The organism is Acidovorax sp. GBBC 1281 (assembly GCF_028473645.1).
In the GTDB taxonomy this organism is placed as follows: Bacteria; Pseudomonadota; Gammaproteobacteria; order Burkholderiales; family Burkholderiaceae_C; genus Paracidovorax.
The window spans coordinates 2,337,234-2,360,117 of the sequence record NZ_CP097269.1 but is presented as its reverse complement, the minus strand read 5'-3'; the positions used below and the strand labels follow the sequence as shown (position 1 = coordinate 2,360,117).

Below are 22,884 nucleotides of genomic sequence, written 5' to 3'. Positions count from 1 at the left end.
GTTTCTTTTTGCTGATGCCTTGGCAGCGCCGCGCCCTGCTTTCGGGGGCTGCGCCGCACCTACCCTTCTCGCGACACCGCCTGCGTGACGTTGCCGCCCGGCGGCACATCATGGGTGACCCACACGTTGCCGCCGATGACTGCCCCACGCCCCAGAGTGACCCGGCCCAGCACGGTCGCGCCCGCATAGATGACCACGTCGTCCTCCACGATCGGATGGCGCGGCAAACCTTTCTGCAAGTAACCGTCGGCATCCGTGGGAAAGCGCTTGGCGCCCAGCGTGACGGCCTGGTACAGGCGCACGCGCTCGCCGATCACCGCCGTCTCGCCGATCACGACGCCCGTGCCGTGGTCGATGAAAAAACCCGCGCCGATCTGCGCGCCCGGATGGATGTCGATGCCGGTCTGGCCGTGCGCCAGTTCGGCCACGATGCGCGCCAGCAACGGCAGGCCCAGCGTGTAGAGGCGGTGCGCGATGCGGTGGTGGATCATGGCCAGCACGCCCGGATAGCACAGCAGCACCTCGTCCACGCTGCGCGCGGCGGGGTCGCCCTGGTAGGCGGCGAGCACATCGCTGTCCAGCAGCCGGCGGATGTCCGGCAGCGATGCGGCGAACGCCTGCGCGGCCTCCAGCGCCTGCGGCTCGATGGCCGTGCCGTCGCCCGTGCCCTGCTGGCGCGCGACGTAGCGCAGCTCCAGCCGGATCTGCGCCAGCAAGGTGTGCAGCGCCAGGTCGAGCGTGTGGCCCACGTACCAGTCCTCGCTTTCCTGGCGCAGGTCGTGCGGCCCCAGACGCATGGGAAAGAGCGCGCCCTTCAGCTGCTCCAGCGCCTGCGCCAGCGCATCGCGCGACGGAAATTCGCGCCCGCCGGGCTCCTGGGAGCGCTTTTGCGAATCGCGCCATTCGCGGCGGACGGCGTGCAGCGACTGCACGATGTGATCGATCTCGAAGACAGCCATCAAGGCCTCCTGCCTGGGATGAAAAAATGGCGGCCCGCAGCGGGCCGCCGGTGGGGCCGCGAGGCCGCCGTCAGTCCTGCACCCAGGGCAGGCGGTGATGGCGCCAGCCGTCCGACGCGCCGCGCTGCTGGCGGTCGTCGATCTCGCCTTCGAAGCCCTCGGTCACATTGAAGACATTCTGCAGGCCCGCCTTGGCCGCGGCCTCGGCCGCCAGCACCGAGCGCTTGCCGCTGCGGCACAGCAGCAGCACGGGGGCATCGCGCGTGGCCGCCTTGGCGATGGCGGCCTCCAGTTCGCGCACGAAGCGGGGGTTGCGGGTGAGCGCCGTGCCCGTGGCCCAGGCCACGTGCAGGCTGCCCGGCACATGGCCGACGAACTTGCGCTCTTCGCCCGACCGGACATCCACGAGGAGGGCCTGGCCCGAGGTGAAGAGGTCCCACGCAACCGTGGGCGGCACGCCGCCGGCGTGGGCGAGGCCGGAGGCCTGGGCGTGGTTGTGTGCGGATTGCAGTGCGGGGGGCAGTTCGGTGTCTTGCACAGCGGTGGACATGGATCGTTCCTTTGGACCTGTGTGAATGGGTGGCTGCAGCCGCCTGTTTGGCGGGGCCTGGCCGTCCAAGCCAATGTAGAACCGCTCCGGCGCGAATCCAACGAATAAAAAATCGGTTCCTCCATCGAAAAACATCTAAGCAGCCCGTTGACTCGTTGACGGCCCACCTCGAAGCCCCGCACCCATGAAAAAAGCCGCCAGCACCTGGGAAGGCGCTGGCGGCTTGATCGAACGCGGGCCGATCAGAAGCCCGGCAGCACCGCGCCCTTGAATTCCGTCTGGATGTACTGGCGGATTTCTTCCGACTGGTAGGCCTTCACGAGCTTGGCGACCCACGGCTTGTCCTTGTCGGCCTCGCGCACGGCGATCAGGTTGACGTAGGGGCTCTTGGCGCTTTCCTGCGCGATGGCGTCCTTGGCGGGGTTCAGGCCGGCGGACAGCGCGAAGTTGGTGTTGACCGCGGCGGCGTCCAGATCGTCCAGCGAGCGGGCGAGCTGGGCGGCATCGAGTTCGACGAACTTCAGCTTCTTGGGGTTGGAGGCGACGTCCAGCGGCGTGGCCTTCAGGCCGGCGCCTTCCTTGAGCTTGATGAGCCCCTTGTCCTGCAGCACCAGCAGCACGCGGCCGCCGTTGGTCGGGTCGTTGGGAATGCCGAACTTGGCGCCTTCCTTCAGGTCTTCGAGCTTCTTGACCTTCTTGGAATACAGGCCGATCGGGAAGTTGACCGTGTAGCCCACCGACACGAGCTTGTAGCCGCGGTCCTTGACCTGCGCGTCCAGGTAGGGCTTGTGCTGGTAGCTGTTGGCATCCAGGTCGCCGGACGCCAGCGCCGCATTGGGTTGCACGTAGTCGCTGAACTCGACGATCTGGAGCTTGAGGCCGTCCTTTTCAGCGACTTTCTTGACCTGCTCGAAGATCTGCGCGTGCGGGCCGGCGGTGACGCCGATCTTCAGTGGCTTGTTCTGGGCCAGCGCGCCGGTCTGGAAGCCGGCGGCCAGGGCCAGGGCGAGGGTCGATTGCAGCAGGAAACGCTTGTTCACGAAAAACACCTTTTGAGAAGAGATGCCCGCATCTTAGGGTTTGCCTTATAAAACCCATAAGAATACGTTTTCATTTCCTTACTACGGGTGCACATAAAAGAGTGGAAGCCGGCGCTGCTATAAATTCTGCATGCCCTCCCATGCCACCTCTGCTCTGGATGTCGACCTGCCCACCGTGCGCGCGTTGGAAGAACGCGCTTTCAATGCCTGGCCCGCCCGCCAGACCGTTTTCCACCAGGGCTGGGTGTTCCGCCTGTCCGGCGGTTTTACCAAGCGGGCCAATTCGATCAATGCGCTGGAGCCTGGAATGCCGTTCGACGGCGTGCGCGAGGCAACGCAAGCGATCTACGCCAGCCAGGGCCTGCGGCCCGTGTTCCGGATCTCGCCGCTGGTGAGCGCCAGTGCCGAGCAGTCGCTGCAGGACGCGGGCTATGCGCTTTTCGAGCCCACGTGGGTCATGCAGGCGCCTCTGCTGGAGGGCGCGCCGCCGCAGCCCTCGGTGGAAATCGCGCAGGCGCCGACGGCCGAATGGCTGGACGGGTTTGCCGCCGCCAACGGCGTGGCAGCGGCGCACCACGCCACGCACCATGCCATGGTGCAGTCGATCGCCCTGCCCTGCGCCTTCGCCACCGTGCGCCAGCATGGCCACGCCGTGGGCTTCGGCGTGGGCGTGCGCGAGCGCGGGGCCGTCGGCCTGTTCGACATCGTGGTGGCGCCCGGGCACCGAGGCCAGGGCCACGGGCGCGCGCTGGTGCAGGCGCTGATGCAGTGGGGCCAAGCGGGCGGCGCGGGGTCTGCCTACCTGCAGGTGCGCGGCGAGAACGCCACGGCCCGGCGGCTGTACGCCACGCTGGAGTTCACCGACACCTACCGCTACCACTACCGGGTGCCGGCGCACCCTGGATCCCCCCCTTGATGCAGGGCGCCGCCGGACCACGCGATCCGGCCCAGGCACCCTCCCTGCGGGCCGCTCAGCGGTGGCTCAGCCGACGCACCGCCCAGTCGCCCAGGCTCTGCACGGCCTGCACGAAGAAGATCAGCACCACCACCACCGCCAGCATCACGTCGGGCAGGAAACGCTGGTAGCCATAGCGGATGCCCAGGTCGCCCAGGCCGCCGCCGCCGATCGCGCCGGCCATGGCCGAGTAGCCCGTCAGGCTGACGAAGGTGATGGTCAGGCCCGCGACGATGCCGGGCAGCGCCTCGGGCAGCAGCACCTTCCAGACGATCTGCCCGGTGGTGGCGCCCATGGCCTGGGCTGCTTCGATCAGGCCGTTGTCCACCTCGCGCAGCGAGGCTTCCACCAGCCGCGCCACGAACGGCGCCGCGGCCAGCGTCAGCGGCACCACCGCCGCGGCCGTGCCGATGGACGAGCCGGTGATGAGCCGCGTGAACGGGATGATCGCCACCAGCAGGATGATGAACGGCGTGGAGCGCACGGCGTTCACGATCCAGCCCACCGTCTTGTTCAGCGGGCCGTTCTCCAGCACGCCGCCGCGGTCGGTCAGCCGCAGGAACACGCCCAGCGGGATGCCCAGCAGCGCGCCGACCACGCCCGAGATGCCCACCATGATGACCGTCTCCCACAGCGAGGTGGCAAACAGCTCCAGCATCATTTCCGAAAAATTCTCGAACATCTCAGGCCCCACTCTCTTCGCTCGCTTGCACTTCCTGCACCACCACCCCCTCGGCACGCAATTGCGCGATCGCCGTGGCCAGCCGCGCGGCGTCGCCGCTGGCATACACCGCGAGCGAGCCGAAGGTCTGGCCCTGGATCTCGTCGATCTGCCCGTGCAGGATCGACAGGTCCAGCCCGTGCTCGCGGATCAGGCGCGACAGGATGGGCTGGTAGGCGCGCTCGCCGGCATACGACAGGCGCAGCAGCTGGCCCACGCCGCCCTGGCCCGCGGCCCGCAGCTGCGACGCCAGGTGGCGCACGTGGTCCAACACGCTGGCGGGCAGTTCCTGCGGCACGATCTCGTCGATCAGGCTTTTGGTGATGGGCTGCTGGGGCCGGGTGAACACGTCCAGCACCGGGCCCTGCTCCACGATGCGGCCGGCATCGATCACGGCCACGCGGTCGGCCACCTGCTTGATGACCTGCATCTGGTGGGTGATGAGCACCACCGTCAGGCCCAACTCTTGGTTCACCTGGCGCAGCAGCGCGAGGATGGAGCGGGTGGTTTCCGGGTCGAGGGCCGAGGTGGCCTCGTCCGACAGCAGCACCTTGGGCCGGCTAGCCAGTGCCCGGGCGATGCCCACGCGCTGCTTTTGCCCGCCGCTGATCTGCGCCGGATAGCGGTCGCGCAGGGCCGACAGGCCCACCAGGTCCAGCAGCGGATCGACCCGGCCGCGAATGGCGGCCTTGTCCATGCCCGCCAGCTCCAGCGGCAGGGCCGCGTTCTCGAACACCGTGCGCGAGGACAGCAGGTTGAAATGCTGGAACACCATGCCGATGTCGCGCCGCGCCTCGCGCAGTTGCGCATCATTGAGCCGGGTCAGGTCGCGCCCCGCCACGATCACCTCGCCCCGGGTGGGCCGGTTCAGCAGGTTGATGACGCGCACCAGCGAGCTCTTGCCCGCGCCGCTGCGCCCGATGATGCCGAACACTTCGCCCGGCGTGATGTGCAGGTCGATGCCGCGCAGCGCCTCCACCGGCCCCTGCGAGCCCTGGTAAATCTGGGTGATACCCCGTAAATCGATCATGAAAATGCCATGGCGCCACCGGGGCCCGCAGGCCGCGGCGGCGCTGAAAAGGAAAAATGCGGATGCGGGAATGTACGGGCTTGCACCCCAAACGCCAACGACCCTGAAATTGGGTGCTAAGACATTGCGGTTATGTAGCCGCGCCGAAGTCGTGGCAAAACGATCTTTTCCCGCGCTGGGGTTTTGGGCCGTTCGGGATGGCCGGGCGGTGGGTCGCAGCGGGCCTCGACCCGAGCCCAACCTGCACCGGGTGGATTCGATTGCTATTTATTTCATAGCAATATGCCCTAGTGGATATTGTGCTGGAGGCATATTTCATCCAAAACTCCAGCCAAGGCCCCGGCTCACGCCTGGCCCCGGTTGAACCCCGTATCGAAGGTCTGCCGCACGTCCAGCCGCTGGCGCAGCAGCCCGGCCCCCAGGTAGAAGTCGGCCGTGCGCTGCTGGTCGGCCACCACCGCGGCGTCGATGTCCACCCATTTCGTCGCGCGGCGCTTGAACTGCAGCTGCGCCGCCTCCACCGGGATGCCGATGATGCGCGACAGCGATTCGGCGAACGGCCTGGCGTTGCGGTAAGACCAGAGTTGCGCGCGCTCCACTCGCTCCTTGAAGTCGCGCAGGGCTTCGCGTTTGGTGTCCAGCGCCCCCTGCGTGGCGGCGAGAAAGCTGAGCCCGCTCGACAAACCCCGCCCGTTGACCAGCACCCGCGCATGCCCGCTCGTCTCGGCCAGCGCCGTGTACGGTTCCCAGGTGGCCCAGGCATCGACCGAGCCCTGGGTGAGCGCCAGTTTGGAGTCGGCCGGTGGGATGAACCGCACGTCAGCGTCGGCGCCCTTCAGGCCAGCCGATTCCAGCGCCTTGAGCGTGACGAAGTGGCCGATGGAGCCGCGGTTGGTGGCGATGCGCTTGCCCTTGAGGTCGGCCGCCGTCTTCAAGGGCGAGTCGGGCCGCACCAGCACCGCCGTGCCGTACGCGTCGGAGCGGTTGGCGGCGAACGCCCGCACCTGGCTGCCGGCCGCCAGCGTGAAGAGCAGCGGCGCGTCGCCGATGGGGCCGAAGTCCACCGCGTTCGCGTTCAGCGCCTCGGCCAGCGGCGCAGCGGCCGGGAACTCGCTCCACTGGATGTCGTAGGGCAGGCCCTTCAACTCGCCCGCCGCCTCCAGCAGCGCGCGCAGCCCGCCCTTCTGATCGCCCGCGCGCAGTGCGATCCGCTGCTGCGCGTGCCCCAGCACGGGCGAGAGAAAGGACGCCGCGGCCACCGAGGCCGTCATGAAGCGGTGGAAATGTCGCCGTTGCAAGGCCATGGAAGCTCCGTGTTCTGAAAGGGAAGAAAAAGGCAGAGGAAAAGGAAGGAGGCGGCGCCACCGCGCCCGCCGGGCCATCGATCACAGCCCCAGCGCGCGGCGCCCGGCCGCCAGGTACACGCTGTCGTCCTGCGGCGTGTGCACGCGCCCGCACAGCACGTCGCGCAGGTGGCGCTCCAGCGGGTTTTTGCGCGCCAGGCCGTGGTTGCTGGTCAGCGCCAGGGCCGACTGCACCGCTTCGATGGCGTTGTGGGTGGTGGTGGCCTTGACCAGCCCGCTCTCCTCGGAGGGCAGCGGAGCGCCGGTGTCGAGCGCGGCGGCCAGCCCGGCGATGAGCCGGTCGTTGGTGAACAGCAGGCCTTCGATGCGGCCCACCGCCTCCTGCGCGCGCGCCAGCGTGGCCAACGGCGCGCCCAGGCTGGCGGGCTTTCGCTCCTGCAGAAAACCCACCAGCCAGTGGCGCGCCGCGCGGGCCACGCCGGTATAAAGCGAGCCCAGCATCACCGCCATCTCGGCCTGCATGGCGGGCTCGCCGCGCGCCCAGTCCTTGGGAAGCCGCAGCTCCAGCACGTGGTCGGCAGGCACCGCCACCCCATCGAACAGCACATCGTGGCTGCCGCTGGCCCGCAGGCCCAGGTGGTCCCATGTGGGCTCGATGCGCACGCCGGGCTGGCCGGCCCGCACGAGGAAGGAGCCCGTGCGCGGCTCGGCATCGTCCGTGCGCGCCCACACCACGTACCAGCGCAGCGCCGGCGCGCCGGTGCTGTACACCTTGTGCCCGCTGAGCCGCCAGCCCTCTGCCGTGCGCCGCGCCACGGTGGCCGGCAGCCCGCCGCGCGCGGGCGAGCCCAACTCGGGCTCCACCCGCAGCGCGTTGACGAGCGACACGCCCTGCACCGCCTCCTGCACCAGCTGGCGGGCCAGCGCCAGCGGCCAGGCATTGCCCGGCCGGCCCATGCCCCGGTGCTGGATGTACTGCATCGTCAACACCAGGGCCGTGGCGGGGCAGCCTTGCGCCACCGCGCCGATCACTTCGCCCAGTTGCGCGGCGCTCGCGCCCTGCCCGCCCAGGGACCGGGGCGCAGCGAGCGCCAGCAGGCCGGCCTGCTGCAGATCGGCGAAGTTCTGGTGCGGAAAACTGGCCTCGCGGTCGTGCGCCGCCGCGCGCGCGCCGAACTCGGCGGCCAGCGTGCGGGCCCGCTGGCCGGCGGTGAGCGGTGCGTTCACTGCAGCACCCCGGGGTCTTCGCGCACCACGGTCTCGAACAGGCTCTTGAAGGTGAAATGCGCCCCGCCCGGCCCGCCGATCTGCCCATGGGTGTGGCGCGCCACCTCGTGCCGGATGGGCTGCGGCGTGCCGGCGGCCTCGGCCAGCAACTGGGTGTGGCAGGCGTTTTCCAGCGCGATGTACCACCACGCGGCCGACTCCACGCTGGGCCCGGCCGTGAGGATGCCGTGGTTCTTCAGGATGACCGCCTTGCGCGCGCCCAGCGCCTCGCTGATGCGAAAGCCCTCGTCCGTTTCCCACACCACGCCCGTGAAGTCGTCGAACAGCGCATGGTCTTCGTAGAAGATGCAGGCGTCCTGCGACAGCGGATCGAGCGTGCGCCCCAGCGTGGACCATGCCTTGCCGTACGTGGAGTGCGTGTGCGCGGCGGCCACGATGTCGGGCCGCGCCTCGTGCAGTGCCGCGTGGATGGCGAACGCCGCGCGGTTGAGCGGCCCCTCGCCGATGGCGATCTCGCCGCGCGCGTTCACCAGCAGCAGGTCCGACACGCGGATGCGCGAGAAATGCAGGCCCAGCGGGTTCACCCAGAAGTGGTCGTGCCACTCGGGATCGCGCGCCGTGATGTGGCCCGCCAGCCCGTGGTCGAAGCCATGCCGCGCGAACAGGCGAAACGCCACCGCGAGCTGCTCCTGCCGGTGGCGGCGCTCGGCCTCAACCGTGGGGCGCGGCGGCGGCGCGTCGAACCAGTCCTTGCGCTGGGGATCGGGGTGGCGCTGCAGCGCGGCGGTCGGGAGCGAGAGAACGGCAGACATCGTGGGATGGGCTTTCGGTCGGGAACGAGGGATGGGACTGCGCCCACCTTAGAAGCGTGCGGCGCCCCCACCAACGAAGAAAAGCGCGTGAACACATGCGGTTTCGGCATGAGGCGCACCCAGGGGCCGGCGCGGCTTTTCCGCATGAGCTTGCTACGGATCCGTCGTTGGCGGTGGCGCCCGCCGGCCGCACGCTCGGGCATTCGACTCAACCGCCCGAAGCGAGGACCCGCCATGCGCACTGACACCGCCGCCCTTCCCCCGTCCCCGCAGCGCCGCGCGCTGCTGCAACGCTCGCTGGCCGCCGGTGCCGCCGCCGCGCTGGGCCTGCCGGCCCTGGCGCGGCCATCGGCCGCGGGGCCCGACCTGTCCGGCGTCACCTTGCGCATCGGCACCTACAAGGGCCTGTGGCGCCCACTGATCAGCGCGGCCGGCCTGGCCAACACGCCCTACCGCATCGAGTGGCGCGAACTGAACAACGGCGTGCTGCACATCGAGGCCATCAACGGCGATGCGCTGGACCTGGGGTCGGGCAGCGAGATTCCGGCACTGTTCGCGGCGCGGCAAAAGGCCCAGGTGCGCTTCGTGGCCGTGACGCGCGAGGACCTCAACAACCAGGTCACGCTGGCGCGCAAGGACGCGCCCATCCACCGCATCGCTGATTTGAAAGGCAAGCGCGTGGGCTACGTGCGGGCCACCACCTCGCATTACTTCCTGAGCCGCCAGTTGGCCGAGGCGGGCCTGTCGTTCGCGGACATCACGCCGGTCAGCCTCACGCCGTCCGATGGCCTGTCGGCCTTCGACCGGGGCGACCTGGATGCCTGGGCCATCTACGGCTACAACGGGCAGATCGCCCGGCTGCGCTGCGGCGCGCGGGTGCTCAAGACCGGGGTGGGCTACCTGTCGGGCAACTTTCCGCTCTACGCCAACCCGCGCGCGGTGGCCGATCCGCTGCGCCATGCGGCATTGGCCGACTACCTGCAGCGGCTGCGCCGCGCCTACCTGTGGGCCAATGGCAACTACCTGGACTACGCGCGGGCCCAGGCCGCCGAAACCCGGGTGCCGGTGGGCGATCTGATCGAGCTGTGGAACAACCGCAGCACCGACTACGACCTGCGCCCCGTGACCGATGCCGTGGTGCAGGGCCACCAGTCCGTGGCCGATGCTTTCCTGCAACTGGGCGTGCTCGACGGCAAGGCCCAGGTGGCGCCGCTGTGGGACCGCAGCTTCGGCCCGGTGCTGGCGGGGACGGACCCCGCCGCCGCCTGAGCACCGCGCTCAACACGCCTCAGATCGCCGCAGCGGTGGCGGCCCCGCGGCCCGGCAGGCAGCGCACGGCCAATGCACCGGCGGATGCCACGGTGGCCAGCGCCACCACCCCCAGCCAACCCCACTGCGCCAGCGCCAGGCTGCCCAGCGCCGCACCGGCCGACATGCCCACGAACATGCCGGTGAACAGCAGCGCGTTCAGGCGGCTGCGGGCGGCGGGCTCGATGCCATACACGATGGTCTGGTGCGCCACCAACGTCGCCTGCACCCCGAAGTCGAACCCGATGGCGCTCGCCACGATCAGCCCCAGCTGGGCTTGCGGCGGCAGCCAGTGGGCCAGGCCCATGGCGGCAAAGGAGACCACGGCCAGGCCGGCGCCCAGGCGCGTCACCCGCTCCGGGCCGCTGCGGTCGGCGATGCGGCCGGCCAGCGGTGCGGCCAGGGCGCCCGCAGCACCCGCCAGTCCAAAGGCGCCCGCGGCCGCGCTGCCCAGATGGAAAGAGCCGTGCAGCATCACCGCCAGCGTGGACCAGAACGCGCTGAAGCCCAGCGACAGCAGCCCCTGCGCCCAGGCCGCGCGGCGCAAGGCGCCATGGCGGCGCCACAGGGCCACCATCGAGCCGATCAACTCGCGGTAGGGCAGCGTGGTCGTGGGCTCGAACTTCGGCAGGCCGCGCCATGCGGCCACGCCCACCAGCGCAATGGCGCCCGCTGCCGCCACGTACACCGCGCGCCAACCGAAATGCTCGGCCACGAAACCGCTCACCACGCGCGACAGCAAGATGCCCAACAGCAATCCAGTCATCACCGTGCCGACCACCTTGCCGCGGTGGGCCACCGGCGCCAGCGTGGCCGCGGCCGGCACCACGTCCTGCGCCAGCGTGGCGGACAGGCCCACCGCCAAACTCGCCACCAGCAGCCAGCCGATGCCCGGCGCAAAGCCGCTCATCAGCAAGGCAAGGGCCAGCACGGCCGCCTTGGCCAGGATGATGCGGCGGCGGTCGTAGCGGTCGCCCAGCGGGGCCAGCAGCAGGATGCCCAGCGCATAGCCCAGCTGCGTGAGCGTGGGCACCAGGCCCACCGCCCGGTCGCCGGCGTGGATGTCCGCGCCCAGCACGCCCAGCATGGGCTGGCTGTAGTAGAGCGAGGCCACGCTCAGCCCCGCGGCGGTGGCCAGCAACAGCAACAGCGGAGCCGGCACGCCCGTGGAACCACCACCGGGGGCTGCATGCGCGTTGTGAATGGAAGACATGGGGAAGACCCTTGAATGAAAAGCGATGGAGCGGAGTGTGTGCGATGCAACCCCGTCTGGGTAGTGGGCTGCGGCGCAGATCTGCTATACGCTTGGCGCATGAAGCGAGCCGCCACCCCATCTGCCGCCACACCCCTTGCCGGCGTGGACCGCATCGAACTGATGCAGACCTTCGTGCGCATCGTCGAGGCCGGCAACCTGTCGGCCGCCGCGCAGCAGTTGGGTACCACACAACCCACGGTGAGCCGGCGTCTACAGGCGCTGGAGCGGTCGCTGGGGCTCAGGCTGCTGCAGCGTTCCACCCATGTCATGAAGCTCACCGAAGACGGCGAGCGCTGCTTCGCGCATGCCAAGGCGCTGCTGGACGACTGGCGCGCGATGGAGGCCGACCTGCGCGGCGCGCACGATGCCCCGCGCGGCACGCTGCGCGTGCTGGTGCCGCATGCCTTCGGGCAGGAGCAGCTCATCGCGCCGTTGGTGGACTACCTGCGGCAGTATCCCGAGGTGTCGGTCGAGTGGCTGCTGCACGACCGCCGGCCCGACTTCATCGCCGAGGACATCGACTGCGCCGTGCAGGTCGGGGCGGTGGACGACCCCTCGGTGGTCGCCATCCACCTGGCCGAGGTGCCGCGCATCGTCGTCGCGGCGCCGCAGCTGCTGCTGGGCGGCGCGGTGCCAGAGCACGCGAGCGCGCTGCGCGACCTGCCCTGGCTGGCCCTGCGCACCTACTACCAGCGCGAGGTGTCCCTCACCCGCGTGCCGGACGGCGCGGTGGAGCGCTTCGCCATCCACCCACGCATGGGCACCGACAGCCTCTATGCCCTGCGCAGCGCGGCGCTGGCGGGCCTGGGCGCGGCAGTGGCTTCCGCCTGGGCGGTGGAGGCCGACCTGCGCCAGGGCCGCCTGCGGCACCTGGCGCCCGCGTGGCAGGCCGCGCCGCTGCCGGTGTATCTGGTCTATCCGCATGCGCGGTTCTATCCTGCGCGGCTGCGGCGGTTTCTGGATGCGATGCGCGCCACATTGCCCACGCTGAGTGGAATGCGGGCGCCGAGTACGGCCGGTTGATGTTCGGGATGGCGGCTCTGGCCTAAAACCGCAGCATCACCGATCTTCGACCTACGGCGGCCCCAAATCTGGCGCTGCGGGGTGACGCGTTCCTGCCGTTGCCGCACCGTGCCGATCCGCAATGATTACGACCGGGGATTCTCCAGAGCACAGGCATACAGCGCCCCCCGCAGACTTCACCAAAGTGTCCTTGACCCGCCGGAACCCCGCTGCCAGTGCGGCAATGCTGGCCCGGAAGGCAGAACCGGATTGGGCTCGGCAGTCGGCGCCGTGGCAGACCGTCGTGGTGCCAGGCAGCACTTGCGTTTCGTATTCGATGGTGCCGCAATAGCAACGACCTTCCACCTTCATGGTTGGCTCATCTGGCCTCCGAAGCTCATCTGGCTTGGGGCGGGAGCAGCCCCATGAACGGCTACGGTATCGTCGCTTGCCATGGCAAACCGAAGCTACCTCTATTCAACCGACCACCCACCCGGCGCGGAACCCGTTGGCATGCCGCACCAGGCGAAAGGAATCGCCGAGTGGAATTACGACATTCCGCTCGTCTTCAAACTGCTGGTATCAGGCAAAGTCACGGTCTCCCGTTCTGCCATCTGGCCTGATGCTGGCGAGATCGCACTGATGGGCGGGTATGACGAAGGCGTGGTTCGCCTCGACGCCTTTCTGGAGCGCATCACCCTGGCCGAGGCACAGCCCCTGGTGGAACAAGCCAAGGCTTTTCTGAAAGCGTCCACCAACCGGGGGCAGTATTTTCTTCTGGAGCCCGGCGAAATCCTGGAGATGAACGACGAGCCCCTCGCCCAGCAGAACCTTCAGCTGCACGACAGCATCCGGAAAATGGATGCAGAGGTTGAAGCTGCGCTTGAAACGCTGACCATCCTGCCTCGTGCTGCACGGGCTCCGCAGGGCTTTCTTGCCAGAGTATTCGGGCGCACGCCCCGGGCGCGCGAGCCTGCCGTCGACCCGCTGGCGAGCGTGCGCAGCGTCGGGCTCGGACATTGGTCCAACCAGCTCTACTACACGTTGGACCATTCAGGTGCGGCCTCCGAAGCGCTGGGCAAGTGACGGCACTCGGCCAGAAGCAAACATTGAGCACTCATACAACGAATAAGAACGTTCTCATGGCACTGGACACCGATCCTTCACTTAAGCACGGGTTCGCCTATCTACGCCCCATCCAGAACGCGGATCTCCCTCGCTGGCTAAGCTACTTGCGAACGGACGCAGTGCGTCAGGGGATCAGCTGGCGCCCCCAGTGCACAGATGAGCTTTGCGAGTTTGTAGATTCAACCAATTTGCACAGAACAGGCACCCAGGTCAGATTCGCTATTGCGCGCACAGCCGACGATGCCATGCTTGGATCAATTGGTTTCCACTCGATCTCTCTGGCCCATCGAAGCGCCGAGATAGCGTATGACCTTCACCCAGACGAATGGGGCCAGGGGCTTGCCACGGCTGCGTGCCGGTCAGTCGTCGGATGGGGATTGCGACAGGGGCTTACTCGAATTCAATCGACGGTGCTGAGTGGCAACCAACCTTCTCTGCGTGTACTCCAGCGTTCAGGATTTGAGTTTGAAGGTCGCCTAAGAAAGTATCGATGGGTTGATGGCATGGCCCACGATGCTTTGATGTATAGCTATCTGCAGACCTAATGCAGCCTTAGCACATCAGACTTTGATCGGCTGCCTTGGGCCCGAAGCGGCCTTGCCGCCAACGCACCAGCGAAACTGACGGGGCTTAGCGGGGCCGGCTCGGCTCCGACATGGGGTGCACCTGCTGGCGCACCGCCTCCAGTAACAGCGTTGCCAGACGGCTCGCCGGGGCTTCGGAATGGGCCTGCGCGCGATACAGCAAAAGTGAGATCTGCGGCAGCGCCGGCAGCGAGAGTTCTGCGCGATCGAGCGCGCGCACATGCGATGGCAGCCCGAACGGCGTGCGGACCGTGAGTCCCAGCCCGGCCGACGTGGCGGCCCACAGCGCGGCCAGGCTCGCACTGCCGAAGGCTCGGCGCCAAGGCAGGCCGGCACGGTCCAGCGCGGCGATGACGATCTCACGCAATGGGCATGGCGCGTCGAGCATGATGAGGGGCAGCGGCTCCGTGGTTTTCGGCTGGCGTGCCGCGGAGCCACGGTGTTCTCGCTCTGTCCACCATGGGGCCTCGACCCGCCCGGGCGTGGTCGGGCCGATCCATAGCAACGGAAGCCGCGCCACGCGCTCGGCGTACTGCGACAGCGGCTGGTCTCCCACGTCCCATGCCAGCGCCAGATCGAGATGGCCGAGTTCGAGTCGCTCTCGCAACTCGCCACTGCGCGCCACATAGGCTTCGATACGCACCTTGGGGTGGGCGCGGGCGAAGCGCCCCAGCACGTTTGGCAGCAGCGTCTCGCCGAAGTCCTCCTGCAGGCCCAGTCGCACCCAGCCTTGCAAGTCGGCGCCACGAAGGGCCGCACCGGCTTCGTCGTTCAGTTCGAGCATGCGATGGGCGTAGGCCAGGAGCGTTTCGCCCGCATCCGTGAGCACCAGGCCACGCCCCTTCTTGCGAAACAGCACCGCACCGGCCTGCGACTCCAGTTTTTTCAGCTGCGCGCTCACGGCGGAGGTCGAGCGCCCCAGCCTGTCGGCCGCGCGCGCATAGCTGCCCAGCGCAATACCGGTGGAGAAAGTGCGCAGTACGTCGAGATCGAACATCACCTGGCTCATGAGGCAACTCCTGTTCATCATCCTATTTTTCAGGACGAATGGTGCATTAGTTTCTGATTTTCAAAACCTTCGAACCAGCGGAAACTGCGTTGCACCATGACCTCAACGACTTCCCTATCGACGGATTTACCTGGCCACCGCTGGAAGGTGCTGACCGCAGGCGTCGCCGCCAACGCGGCGTTTTCCATGGCTTTCAGCGGCATTCCGATGACTGCGGTGCTCATGCGCACCGGCTACCGGCTCGACAACGCCGCACTCGGTCTCGTGCTCGGCCTCATGGGCTTGGGCATTGCGATCAGCGAGTTGCCTTGGGGCATGCTGACCGACCGCTGGGGAGACAGGCCCGTGTTGCTGACCGGCCTGGGCAGCACCGCGCTCGCCCTCGTGGCGATGGCGCTCTGGGCCGCGCCGAGTGCGCAGCACATCCCCGACCTTGCCTGGCTGGGCGCGGGGCTGTTGCTGGTCGGCCTGCTGGGCGGCAGCGTGAACGGCGCGAGCGGCCGTGCGGTGATGACGTGGTTCGACTCCAGCGAGCGCGGGTTCGCGATGAGCATCCGCCAAACCGCCGTGCCGCTGGGCGGCGGTGTCGGAGCGCTCGTGCTCCCGTACGTGGCGCTGCACTTCGGCTTCGCGGTGCTTTACGGCCTGCTGGCGGCGCTCTGTGCCCTGAGCGCAGTCATGGGCTGGGCCTGGGTGCACGAACCGCCGGTCGTGCAGCGCTCCGATGCGCGCGTGGCGGAATCAGCGCCCGCCTCCCACATCAATCCCCTGCGCAATCGGCGTGTCTGGCGCATCGTGCTGGGGATCGGCATTCTCTGTGCGCCGCAGTTCGCGGTGCTGTCGTTCGGCACGGTGTTCCTGAACGACTTCGGCCATGCGGGCCTTGCAACGATCACCGCCACCATGGTGTTCACGCAGGTCGGTGCAATGGTGGTGCGTGTGTGGAGCGGCCGATGGACCGACCGCCGTCGCAACCGGCCTGCCTATCTGCGCGCCTGCAGCGCGCTCAGCGCGCTGCTGTTCGCCGGGCTGGCGGCACTCGTAATGGTGGCGGGCACGCACGCCGCCGACCCATTGGCGATGCGCATAGCGCTCGTGGGATTGCTCGGCGTGAGCGGTGTTTGCGTGTCGGCATGGCACGGCGTCGCGTACACCGAGCTCGCCACGCTGGCCGGTGCGGCGCGTGCGGGGACCGCGTTGGGCATGGCGAACACCAGTGTGTTTCTGGTGTGTTTCGTCACGCCCCTCGCGATCCCGCACCTGCTCACCTTGCAGGGCTGGCCGGTGGTGTGGCTCGCTGCCAGCGGCTGCGCGCTGGTGGCCATGCCGTTGCTGGTGCCCCCTGCCGCGGCCACAGCCGTCAAAAACACGGCCGTGAAAACGGAATGGAGACGGTCCACCTAAGCAGGCCGTCGCCCCCGCCAACCCGGGTCATTCCGGGTCATTCCGGGTCATTCCGGGTCATTCCGGGTCATTCCGGGTCAGATCGACAACGCGGCGCAGGTTCACGCCACCTTCAACGCGGCGCGATTGGCATTCACCCGATCCCGCTCGGCCACCTTCGCCCGCACCAGCGGCAACAGTTCGCGGCCGTACTCGATGGCATCCACCAGGGGGTCGAAGCCGCGGATCAGGAACGTGGTGATCCCTAAGTCGTAGTACTTGAGCAGCGCGTTGGCCACCTGCTCGGGCGTGCCCACGAGCGAGGTGGAGTTGGACCGACCGCCGGTCTCGCGCGCGATGGCCGTCCACAGCCGCTCGTCCACGCGGTCGCCCTTGGCTGCATCGGCCAGCAGGCGCTGCGCGCCCTCGCTCTGCTGCGGGCCGGTGCCGCGCGCGTGGCCCTGGGGCACACCCAGGCGGCGGGTGGTTTCCAGGATCTGGTCCGCGCGGGCCCAGGCCTCTTCTTCGGTGCGGCCCAGGATGGGCCGGAACGAGATGCTGAACTCGATGTGCCGGCCATGCTGCGCGGCCTCGGCGCGCACCTGGCGCACCAGGTCGCCGGCCTGGGCGAGCGACTCGCCCCACAGGGCATACACGTCGGCATGCTTGCCGGCCACCTTCAGCGCGGGCGCGGAGGCGCCGCCGAAGTAGATGGGCACATAGGGCGCCTGCAGCGGCTTGACCTCGGACGCGGCGGCTTTCACCTGGTAGTAGGTGCCGTGGTGGTCGAAGGGGCGGTCCTCGGTCCACACGCGCCGCAGCAGCGTGAGGTATTCGTCGGTGCGGGCATAGCGCTCGTCGTGGCCCAGGAAATCGCCGTCGCGCTGCTGGTCGGCATCGGAGCCGCCCGAGATGTAGTGCACCGCCACACGGCCGCCGGTGTAGTGGTCCAGCGTGGCCAGCTGGCGCGCGGCCAGGGTCGGCGCCACGAAGCCGGGGCGGTGCGCCAGCAGGAAGGCGATTTTCTGCGTCGCCGAGGCGGCGTAGGCCACGGTCAGCAGCGTGTCGGGGCCGGTGCCGCTGGCCGGCACCAGGATGCGGTCGAAGCCCGCGTGCTCATGCGCCTGGGCAAAGGCCCGCACGTACGCCGGGTCCACGGCCGGGCCCTTACGGGCGATGGTTTCTGACACCTCGTGCGGCTGGATCATGCCGATGAACTGGACACCCATGGAGACTCCTTGAAGGAACGTGAGACAGACAGCGAGCCACCGATGATGGGCATCGCGCCCACCCGCGCCAACGAAGAAAAACGCCTGTGGTCATTCGGTTTCTGCCGGGGCGCCATGGGTCCGGGGCGCTGCAGGAAAGAAGAAAAACATGCATGCATATGAAAAACCCGCTTCCCTTGCCGGTGGCCGGGCTGGTGCAATGGCGGCATGCCAACCGCCTCCTCGCCCACCGCCCCCGTGAACAACCCGCCCAACACGGCCCGCCTGCGCCACTTCGTGCAGCAGATCGCCGCCCTGCTGGAGCCCCGCCCGGCAGAGCCCGACATCCTCGCGCGCGGAAGCGCCCTGCTGGCCGACCTGGTCTCGCACGACGACTGGCTGCCGCCGGAATATGCCCAGCCTGATCCCGAGCGCTACCAGCAATACCTGCTGCATGCCGATGCACTGGGGCGCTTTTCGGTGGTGAGCTTTGTGTGGGGGCCGGGCCAGGCCACGCCCATCCACGACCACACGGTGTGGGGCCTGGTGGGCATGCTGCGCGGCGCGGAGCTGTCGCAGGCCTACGGGCAGGACGGCGATGGCCGGTGGCAGCCCCGCGGCGCCCCGCACCGGCTGCAGCCGGGCGACACCGAGGCCGTCTCGCCCACCATCGGCGACGTGCACCGCGTGAGCAACGCGCTGGCCGTCGAGACATCGATCAGCATCCACGTGTACGGCGCCAACATCGGGGCCGTGCAGCGGTCGGTGTACCGCGAGGACGGCTCCGTGCGCCCTTTCGTCTCCGGCTACAGCAACGCCACCCTGCCCAACCTCTGGAACCAGCCGCTCGCCGGCCCGGCCTCCCACACCGCTCCCTCCGCCTGCGCCGCCCCATGAGTGCCATGACCGATACCGCCGCCTTTGCCACCACCCGCCCCCACCAGGTCCGCCAGGCGCTGCTCGACCAGCAGGAGATCGCACTGCTCGACGTGCGCGAAGAGGCCCCGTTCGCCGAAGGCCACCCGCTCTTCGCCGCCAACCTGCCTGCCGGGCGGATCGAACTGGACGCCTGGACCCGCATCCCCCGCAGGACCACGCCCATCGTGGTGTACGACCACGGCGAAGGCCTGGCCGAGCCAGCGGCGCGCACCCTGCGCGCGCTGGGCTACAGCGACGTTTCGCTGCTGGAAGGCGGCCTGCAGGGCTGGAAGGAGGCCGGCGGCGAGCTCTTCATCGACGTGAACGTGCCCAGCAAGGCCTTCGGCGAACTGGTGGAGAGCGAACGCCACACGCCCTCGCTGCCGGCCGAGGAGGTGCAGGCGCTGCTGCAGGCCAAGGCCGACGTGGTGGTGCTGGACGCGCGCCGCTTCGACGAGTACCAGACCATGAACATCCCGGGCGGCATCAGCGTGCCCGGTGCGGAACTGGTGCTGCGCGCCCAGGCGCTCGCGCCCGATCCGGCCACCCGCATCATCGTGAACTGCGCCGGGCGCACGCGCAGCATCATCGGCACGCAGTCGCTGGTGAACGCGGGCCTGCCCAATCCGGTGGCCGCGCTGCGCAACGGCACCATCGGCTGGCTGCTGGCCGGCCAGACGCTGGAGCATGGCGCCGACCGCCGCTTTCTGCCCGTGCCGCCGGAGCAGCGCGCTGCTGCCGCCGCCCGCGCCCGTGCGGTGGCGGACCGCGCCGGCGTGCGCCGGGCCAGCACGGCCGATCTCACCCGCTTCGCCGCCGAGGCCGGCCGCACCACCTACCGCTTCGACGTGCGCACGCCCGAGGAGTACGAAGCCGGGCACCTGCCCGGTTTTCGCAGCGCGCCGGGCGGCCAGCTCGTGCAGGAAACCGACCATGCGGCGCCCGTGCGCGGCGCCCGCATCGTGCTGGCCGACGACGATGGCGCCCGCGCCAACATGACCGCCTCCTGGCTCGCCCAGATGGGCTGGGACGTGTGGGTGCTGGACGGAACCGATCCCGCCGCCGCGCTGGAGACAGGCCAGCCCCCGCCGCTCGCGCCCGAGCCACACGGGCCGCTCACCTGGGTCGCGCCGCGGCAGCTAGTGTCCTGTCCCGTTAATTCGCCCGCATAGTCTGGCGAGTTTTTCGAGGATGGAGTCTGCTGTAGCTGTCCAAGTAAACGGCTGGCAGGACTGGTTGTAATTCGCGATGAATGTGTCGATCTTGTTGATCAGATCCTTCACGCTGGTGAACGAGCCACGGCGGATTGCCCGCGTGGTGATGATCGAGAAGAAGCGCTCGACCTGATTGAGCCAGCTTGAATAGGTCGGAACGAAGTGCATGTGCCAGCGAGGCCGCTCGGCCAACCAAGCGCGCACCTTTGGATGCTTGTGGCTGGCGTAGTTATCAGCTATGCAGTGCACATCCAGTTCGTCGGGCACTGCCTTGTCGATGGCGCGCAGGAAGGCAAGGAACTCTTGATGACGATGCCGGGGCCGGCACTGCGCGATCACTTGGCCATTCATCACGTTCAGGGCCGCGAACAAGGTGGTGGTGCCGTGGCGCACGTAGTCGTGCGTGACACCTTCGACATAGCCAAACCCCATTGGCAGCATCGGCTGCGTACGCTCCAAAGCTTGGCATTGGCTCTTCTCGTCCACGCACAGCACCAGCGCGTTGTCAGGTGGGTTCAGGTACAGCCCCACAACGTCGCGCAGCTTCTCGATGAACAGCGGATCGGTCGACAGCTTGAAGCTGTCGGCCCGGTGCGGCTTGAGGTTGAAGGTCTGCAGATAGCGCGCCACCGTGCTCTTGCTGATGCCCGTATCGGCGGCCAGCGTGCGGGTGCTCCAGTGGGTACCCCCATCAGCAGGCTTGGTGTGCAACGTCTTGGTAATCAACTCAGCAACACGCTCGTCATCTACCGTGCGGGGGCGACCCGGGCGCAACTCGTCGTAAAGCCCTGCAATGCGATGGCGCGCATAGCGCCCGCGCCACTTGGTGACAGTGCTACGACTGATCCCCAGAGCCTGCGCAACCGCGGTGCTGGCTTTATCTGTGCCTTCGCAAGTCAGCACGATGCGCGCCCTGAGCGACAACGCCGCTGGCAGCGAACGTGATCGCGCCATGGACGTCAGTTCCGCGCGCTCCACTTCACTAAGCGCAATTTCTGTTCGGGTCGTTGCATTGGGCATGGCGGCACCTCAAGGATGGCCCGAAACCATGCAGCTATCGTGCCTGCGAATTAACGGGACAGGACACTAGCCCGCTGGCTGCGCGAGGAGCCCGAGGGGCACACGGTGGTGCTGGACTTCACCGCCAGCGCCGCCTATGTGCGGCGCCACATTCCGGGCGCCTGGTTCGTCCTGCGGTCGCAACTGGCCCAGGCGCTGGCGCACATACCGGCCGGCAGCCGCTACGTGCTGACCTGTGGCACCAGCGCCCTCGCCCGCCATGCCGCCGAAGCCGTCGCCCGGCTGACCGGCGCGCCCACGGCCGTGCTGCAAGGCGGCACCCTGGCATGGATCGAAGAAAACCTGCCCCTGGAGCATGGCGAGACGCGCCTGGCCTCCCCACGCATCGACCGCTACCGCCGCCCCTATGAAGGCACCGACGCCCCGCGCGAAGCCATGCAGGGCTACCTGGACTGGGAGTTCGGACTGGTGGAGCAACTGGCGCGCGACGGCACGCACGGCTTTGCGGTCGCCTGAAGGGCTTGCTATTCAATTGATAGCATTACAGGCATAAAACCCTAGGGCATCGGGCCCAAAAGGCTTCAAGCTTCAAGCTTTCAGCCTTGAGCTCTGCCGCCGCCTGCGGCGCCGATGCAGGGCCCCAACACCGCCTCGAAATCGTTCATCGCCTGCGCCGCGCCCAGGTCGGCGAGGTAGGCACCGCCGGCCTTGAGGGTCAGCGTGGCCTCGCCGCCCCCAGGCGGGCGCTCGATGCGCACGCGAAAGCCGCTGCGGTTCCACTCCGGAAAGTGGCCCGACTCCAGAAGGCCCTGTGCATCGTCTCTGCGCGTGATCCCCGGCCACGCACTGCTGGTCTCGGACATGCGCGCCAGGCTGGCCGCGGCGCAGTCGAACAGTTGCGGGTTGGAGAGGTCGGCGGGCACCACCAGAACGCGCGATGCGCTCGGCGGATAGCCGGCCGTGCCGGTCAGCGCGCAGCCCGACAGCACGCAGGCCAGGCCGGCCGCCACGCCCATGGCGGGCCATCGCACCCTGCAACGGAGTGGCGTCGCGCTGTCTGGCATGGCGGTTCCTTCGGGTGAGAGATTTCGGGGCCCTAATGGACCACGCCGGGCCATTCCAGCCAACCCCCCTTCGGTGGGGGGGCACGAAATCGCCATGGCGCGGGGGCAGCGGGCCCAGGCGGAGCGGCTCACTACAATCGGCCCGCCATGCACAACCGCCACGATCCCCGCGTCCTGCCCATGCGCGACGGGGTGAGCCCCAGTTGCGTGGCGCTGCCCTCGACTGGCGAAGGCAGCCTGCTGGACTTCCTGGTGGAGCGCTTGCCTGCCGTGGGCCGTGAAGGCTGGCTGCAACGCATGGCCGCGCGCGAAGTGGTCGACGAGTTCGGCGTGCCGGCCACGGCCGAGCGGCCCTTCGCCCCCGGCATCCGGCTGTACTACTACCGGGCCCTGGAGCAGGAAACCACCATTCCCTTCGAGGAAGCCGTGCTCTACCGGGACGACCACATCCTCGTGGCCGACAAGCCGCATTTCCTGCCCGTGGTGCCCACGGGCCGCTACCTGCAGCACACGCTGCTGGTGCGGCTCAAGCGCCGCCTGAACCTGCCCGACCTCACCCCCGTGCACCGCATCGACCGCGACACGGCCGGGCTGGTGCTGTTTTCGGTGCAGCGCGAAACGCGCGGTGCCTACCAGGCCCTGTTCCGTGACCGCCGCATCGCCAAGACCTACGAAGCCGTCGCGCCGTGGCGCGACGACCTGGCCTTTCCCCGCGAGCACGCCAGCCGCATGGAGGAAAGCCCGCAGTTCTTTCGCATGCAGGAAGTGCCGGGAGAACCCAACACGCTCACGCGCATCGAGGTACTGCAGGTGGCCGGCGCCTGGGCCCGCTACCGCCTGTCGCCCGTGACGGGCAAGCGGCACCAGTTGCGCGTGCACATGGCCGCGCTGGGGCTGCCGCTGCGAGGCGACGCTTTTTATCCCGTGGTCAACGATCCGCCCGAGGGCGACTTTTCGCAGCCGCTGCAGTTGCTGGCGCGGTCGCTGGTGTTCGACGACCCGGTGACGGGCGCCGCGAGGCGTTTTGACAGCGCCCGCGAACTGCGGCCGCTGGACGGAGGGGTGGATCGATCGAACCGCGCCCCGCCGTGCCTATAATCCGCACCGCTGCGGGTGTAGTTCAATGGTAGAACGGCAGCTTCCCAAGCTTCATACGAGGGTTCGATTCCCTTCACCCGCTCCACTTCTGGCAA

At 68.6% G+C, this 22,884-nt stretch carries 22 protein-coding genes, 1 tRNA gene and 2 pseudogenes; 11 read left to right on the top strand and 14 right to left on the bottom strand.

Translation table 11 applies throughout. The annotated features are described in order from the left end of the window. Window positions 1–59: 59 nt before the first annotated feature. The 3 genes from epsC to M5C96_RS10760 all read right to left on the bottom strand — a co-directional run bounded on the left by epsC (window position 60) and on the right by M5C96_RS10760 (window position 2,549). On the bottom strand, window positions 60–959 hold the full coding sequence (gene epsC / locus M5C96_RS10770; protein ID WP_272569046.1) for a serine O-acetyltransferase EpsC: 900 nt from the start codon (window positions 957–959) through the stop codon (window positions 60–62). Between the two features lie 70 nt (window positions 960–1,029). Continuing rightward, window positions 1,030–1,509: a rhodanese-like domain-containing protein gene (locus M5C96_RS10765; protein WP_272569045.1), complete on the bottom strand. Its 480-nt coding sequence runs from the start codon at window positions 1,507–1,509 to the stop codon at window positions 1,030–1,032. Between the two features lie 242 nt (window positions 1,510–1,751). After that, the gene (locus M5C96_RS10760; protein WP_272569043.1) at window positions 1,752–2,549 is read right to left on the bottom strand and encodes a MetQ/NlpA family ABC transporter substrate-binding protein; all 798 of its coding nucleotides are present in this window, start codon (window positions 2,547–2,549) and stop codon (window positions 1,752–1,754) included. Between the two features lie 130 nt (window positions 2,550–2,679). Here M5C96_RS10760 and M5C96_RS10755 point away from each other — a divergent pair, with 130 nt between their 5' ends. After that, entirely contained in the window at window positions 2,680–3,465 is a 786-nt protein-coding gene (locus M5C96_RS10755) for a GNAT family N-acetyltransferase (RefSeq protein WP_272569042.1), read from the top strand. Between the two features lie 55 nt (window positions 3,466–3,520). Here M5C96_RS10755 and M5C96_RS10750 read toward each other — a convergent pair whose 3' ends face one another. The 5 genes from M5C96_RS10750 to M5C96_RS10730 form a co-directional block, all read right to left on the bottom strand. After that, complete coding sequence (locus M5C96_RS10750) at window positions 3,521–4,186, bottom strand: methionine ABC transporter permease (RefSeq protein WP_272547794.1); 666 nt, start codon at window positions 4,184–4,186, stop codon at window positions 3,521–3,523. Window position 4,187: 1 nt separating this feature from the next. Continuing rightward, complete coding sequence (locus M5C96_RS10745) at window positions 4,188–5,255, bottom strand: methionine ABC transporter ATP-binding protein (protein WP_272569041.1); 1,068 nt, start codon at window positions 5,253–5,255, stop codon at window positions 4,188–4,190. A 344-nt stretch (window positions 5,256–5,599) separates the two neighbouring features. Then, window positions 5,600–6,559 (bottom strand): ABC transporter substrate-binding protein, encoded by a 960-nt coding sequence (locus M5C96_RS10740; RefSeq protein ID WP_272569040.1) that lies wholly within the window; start codon window positions 6,557–6,559, stop codon window positions 5,600–5,602. 81 nt (window positions 6,560–6,640) lie between these two features. Continuing rightward, on the bottom strand, window positions 6,641–7,786 hold the full coding sequence (locus tag M5C96_RS10735) for an acyl-CoA dehydrogenase family protein (protein WP_272569039.1): 1,146 nt from the start codon (window positions 7,784–7,786) through the stop codon (window positions 6,641–6,643). Beyond that, the gene (locus M5C96_RS10730) at window positions 7,783–8,598 is read right to left on the bottom strand and encodes a class II aldolase/adducin family protein (RefSeq protein ID WP_272569037.1); all 816 of its coding nucleotides are present in this window, start codon (window positions 8,596–8,598) and stop codon (window positions 7,783–7,785) included. The genes M5C96_RS10735 and M5C96_RS10730 overlap by 4 nt, the downstream gene beginning before the upstream one ends. Window positions 8,599–8,832: 234 nt before the next feature. Between M5C96_RS10730 and M5C96_RS10725 the strand changes: the two genes are divergently transcribed. Next, a complete protein-coding gene (locus M5C96_RS10725; protein WP_272569036.1) occupies window positions 8,833–9,867 on the top strand; it encodes an ABC transporter substrate-binding protein in 1,035 nt (344 codons plus the stop codon). A gap of 19 nt (window positions 9,868–9,886) precedes the next feature. On the opposite strand, the gene M5C96_RS10720 is transcribed toward M5C96_RS10725, so the two are convergent. Further along, window positions 9,887–11,119 (bottom strand): MFS transporter, encoded by a 1,233-nt coding sequence (locus M5C96_RS10720; RefSeq protein ID WP_272569035.1) that lies wholly within the window; start codon window positions 11,117–11,119, stop codon window positions 9,887–9,889. 99 nt (window positions 11,120–11,218) lie between these two features. Here M5C96_RS10720 and M5C96_RS10715 point away from each other — a divergent pair, with 99 nt between their 5' ends. Beyond that, a complete protein-coding gene (locus tag M5C96_RS10715; RefSeq protein ID WP_272569034.1) occupies window positions 11,219–12,184 on the top strand; it encodes a LysR family transcriptional regulator in 966 nt (321 codons plus the stop codon). A 51-nt stretch (window positions 12,185–12,235) separates the two neighbouring features. On the opposite strand, the gene M5C96_RS26915 is transcribed toward M5C96_RS10715, so the two are convergent. Further along, on the bottom strand, window positions 12,236–12,535 hold the full coding sequence (locus tag M5C96_RS26915) for a GFA family protein (RefSeq protein ID WP_442867374.1): 300 nt from the start codon (window positions 12,533–12,535) through the stop codon (window positions 12,236–12,238). 81 nt (window positions 12,536–12,616) lie between these two features. Between M5C96_RS26915 and M5C96_RS10710 the strand changes: the two genes are divergently transcribed. Together M5C96_RS10710 and M5C96_RS26910 are read left to right on the top strand one after the other, a co-directional pair. Then, window positions 12,617–13,249: a DUF7822 domain-containing protein gene (locus M5C96_RS10710; protein ID WP_272569033.1), complete on the top strand. Its 633-nt coding sequence runs from the start codon at window positions 12,617–12,619 to the stop codon at window positions 13,247–13,249. 56 nt (window positions 13,250–13,305) lie between these two features. Then, entirely contained in the window at window positions 13,306–13,836 is a 531-nt protein-coding gene (locus M5C96_RS26910; protein ID WP_349816792.1) for a GNAT family N-acetyltransferase, read from the top strand. 85 nt (window positions 13,837–13,921) lie between these two features. Here the strand turns inward: M5C96_RS26910 and M5C96_RS10705 are convergent, their stop codons facing one another. Beyond that, window positions 13,922–14,884, bottom strand: a complete 963-nt coding sequence (locus tag M5C96_RS10705; RefSeq protein ID WP_272569032.1) for a LysR substrate-binding domain-containing protein — start codon at window positions 14,882–14,884, stop codon at window positions 13,922–13,924. A gap of 96 nt (window positions 14,885–14,980) precedes the next feature. On the opposite strand from M5C96_RS10705, the gene M5C96_RS10700 reads away from it, so the two are divergent. After that, the gene (locus M5C96_RS10700) at window positions 14,981–16,288 is read left to right on the top strand and encodes an MFS transporter (RefSeq protein ID WP_272569031.1); all 1,308 of its coding nucleotides are present in this window, start codon (window positions 14,981–14,983) and stop codon (window positions 16,286–16,288) included. A gap of 101 nt (window positions 16,289–16,389) precedes the next feature. Here the strand turns inward: M5C96_RS10700 and M5C96_RS10695 are convergent, their stop codons facing one another. After that, window positions 16,390–17,496 carry an LLM class flavin-dependent oxidoreductase gene (locus M5C96_RS10695; protein ID WP_272569030.1) on the bottom strand — a complete coding sequence of 369 codons (1,107 nt, stop codon included), beginning with the start codon at window positions 17,494–17,496 and terminating at the stop codon, window positions 16,390–16,392. Between the two features lie 207 nt (window positions 17,497–17,703). On the opposite strand from M5C96_RS10695, the gene M5C96_RS10690 reads away from it, so the two are divergent. Both M5C96_RS10690 and M5C96_RS10685 read left to right on the top strand, forming a co-directional pair. Further along, on the top strand, window positions 17,704–18,372 hold the full coding sequence (locus M5C96_RS10690; protein ID WP_272569029.1) for a cysteine dioxygenase: 669 nt from the start codon (window positions 17,704–17,706) through the stop codon (window positions 18,370–18,372). A 5-nt stretch (window positions 18,373–18,377) separates the two neighbouring features. Beyond that, window positions 18,378–19,499 (top strand): annotated as a pseudogene (locus M5C96_RS10685) (rhodanese-like domain-containing protein); the annotation flags it as partial. 33 nt (window positions 19,500–19,532) lie between these two features. Here M5C96_RS10685 and M5C96_RS10680 read toward each other — a convergent pair. Continuing rightward, entirely contained in the window at window positions 19,533–20,627 is a 1,095-nt protein-coding gene (locus tag M5C96_RS10680) for an IS630 family transposase (RefSeq protein ID WP_272563777.1), read from the bottom strand. A gap of 66 nt (window positions 20,628–20,693) precedes the next feature. Here M5C96_RS10680 and M5C96_RS10675 point away from each other — a divergent pair. After that, window positions 20,694–21,143 (top strand): annotated as a pseudogene (locus M5C96_RS10675) (rhodanese-like domain-containing protein); the annotation flags it as partial. 80 nt (window positions 21,144–21,223) lie between these two features. Here M5C96_RS10675 and M5C96_RS10670 read toward each other — a convergent pair. Next, window positions 21,224–21,691: a hypothetical protein gene (locus M5C96_RS10670; protein ID WP_272569027.1), complete on the bottom strand. Its 468-nt coding sequence runs from the start codon at window positions 21,689–21,691 to the stop codon at window positions 21,224–21,226. Between the two features lie 147 nt (window positions 21,692–21,838). Here M5C96_RS10670 and M5C96_RS10665 point away from each other — a divergent pair, with 147 nt between their 5' ends. Further along, entirely contained in the window at window positions 21,839–22,789 is a 951-nt protein-coding gene (locus M5C96_RS10665; RefSeq protein WP_272569026.1) for a pseudouridine synthase, read from the top strand. Window positions 22,790–22,800: 11 nt separating this feature from the next. After that, window positions 22,801–22,874: transfer RNA gene (locus tag M5C96_RS10660), tRNA-Gly, on the top strand. Window positions 22,875–22,884 lie beyond the last annotated feature (10 nt).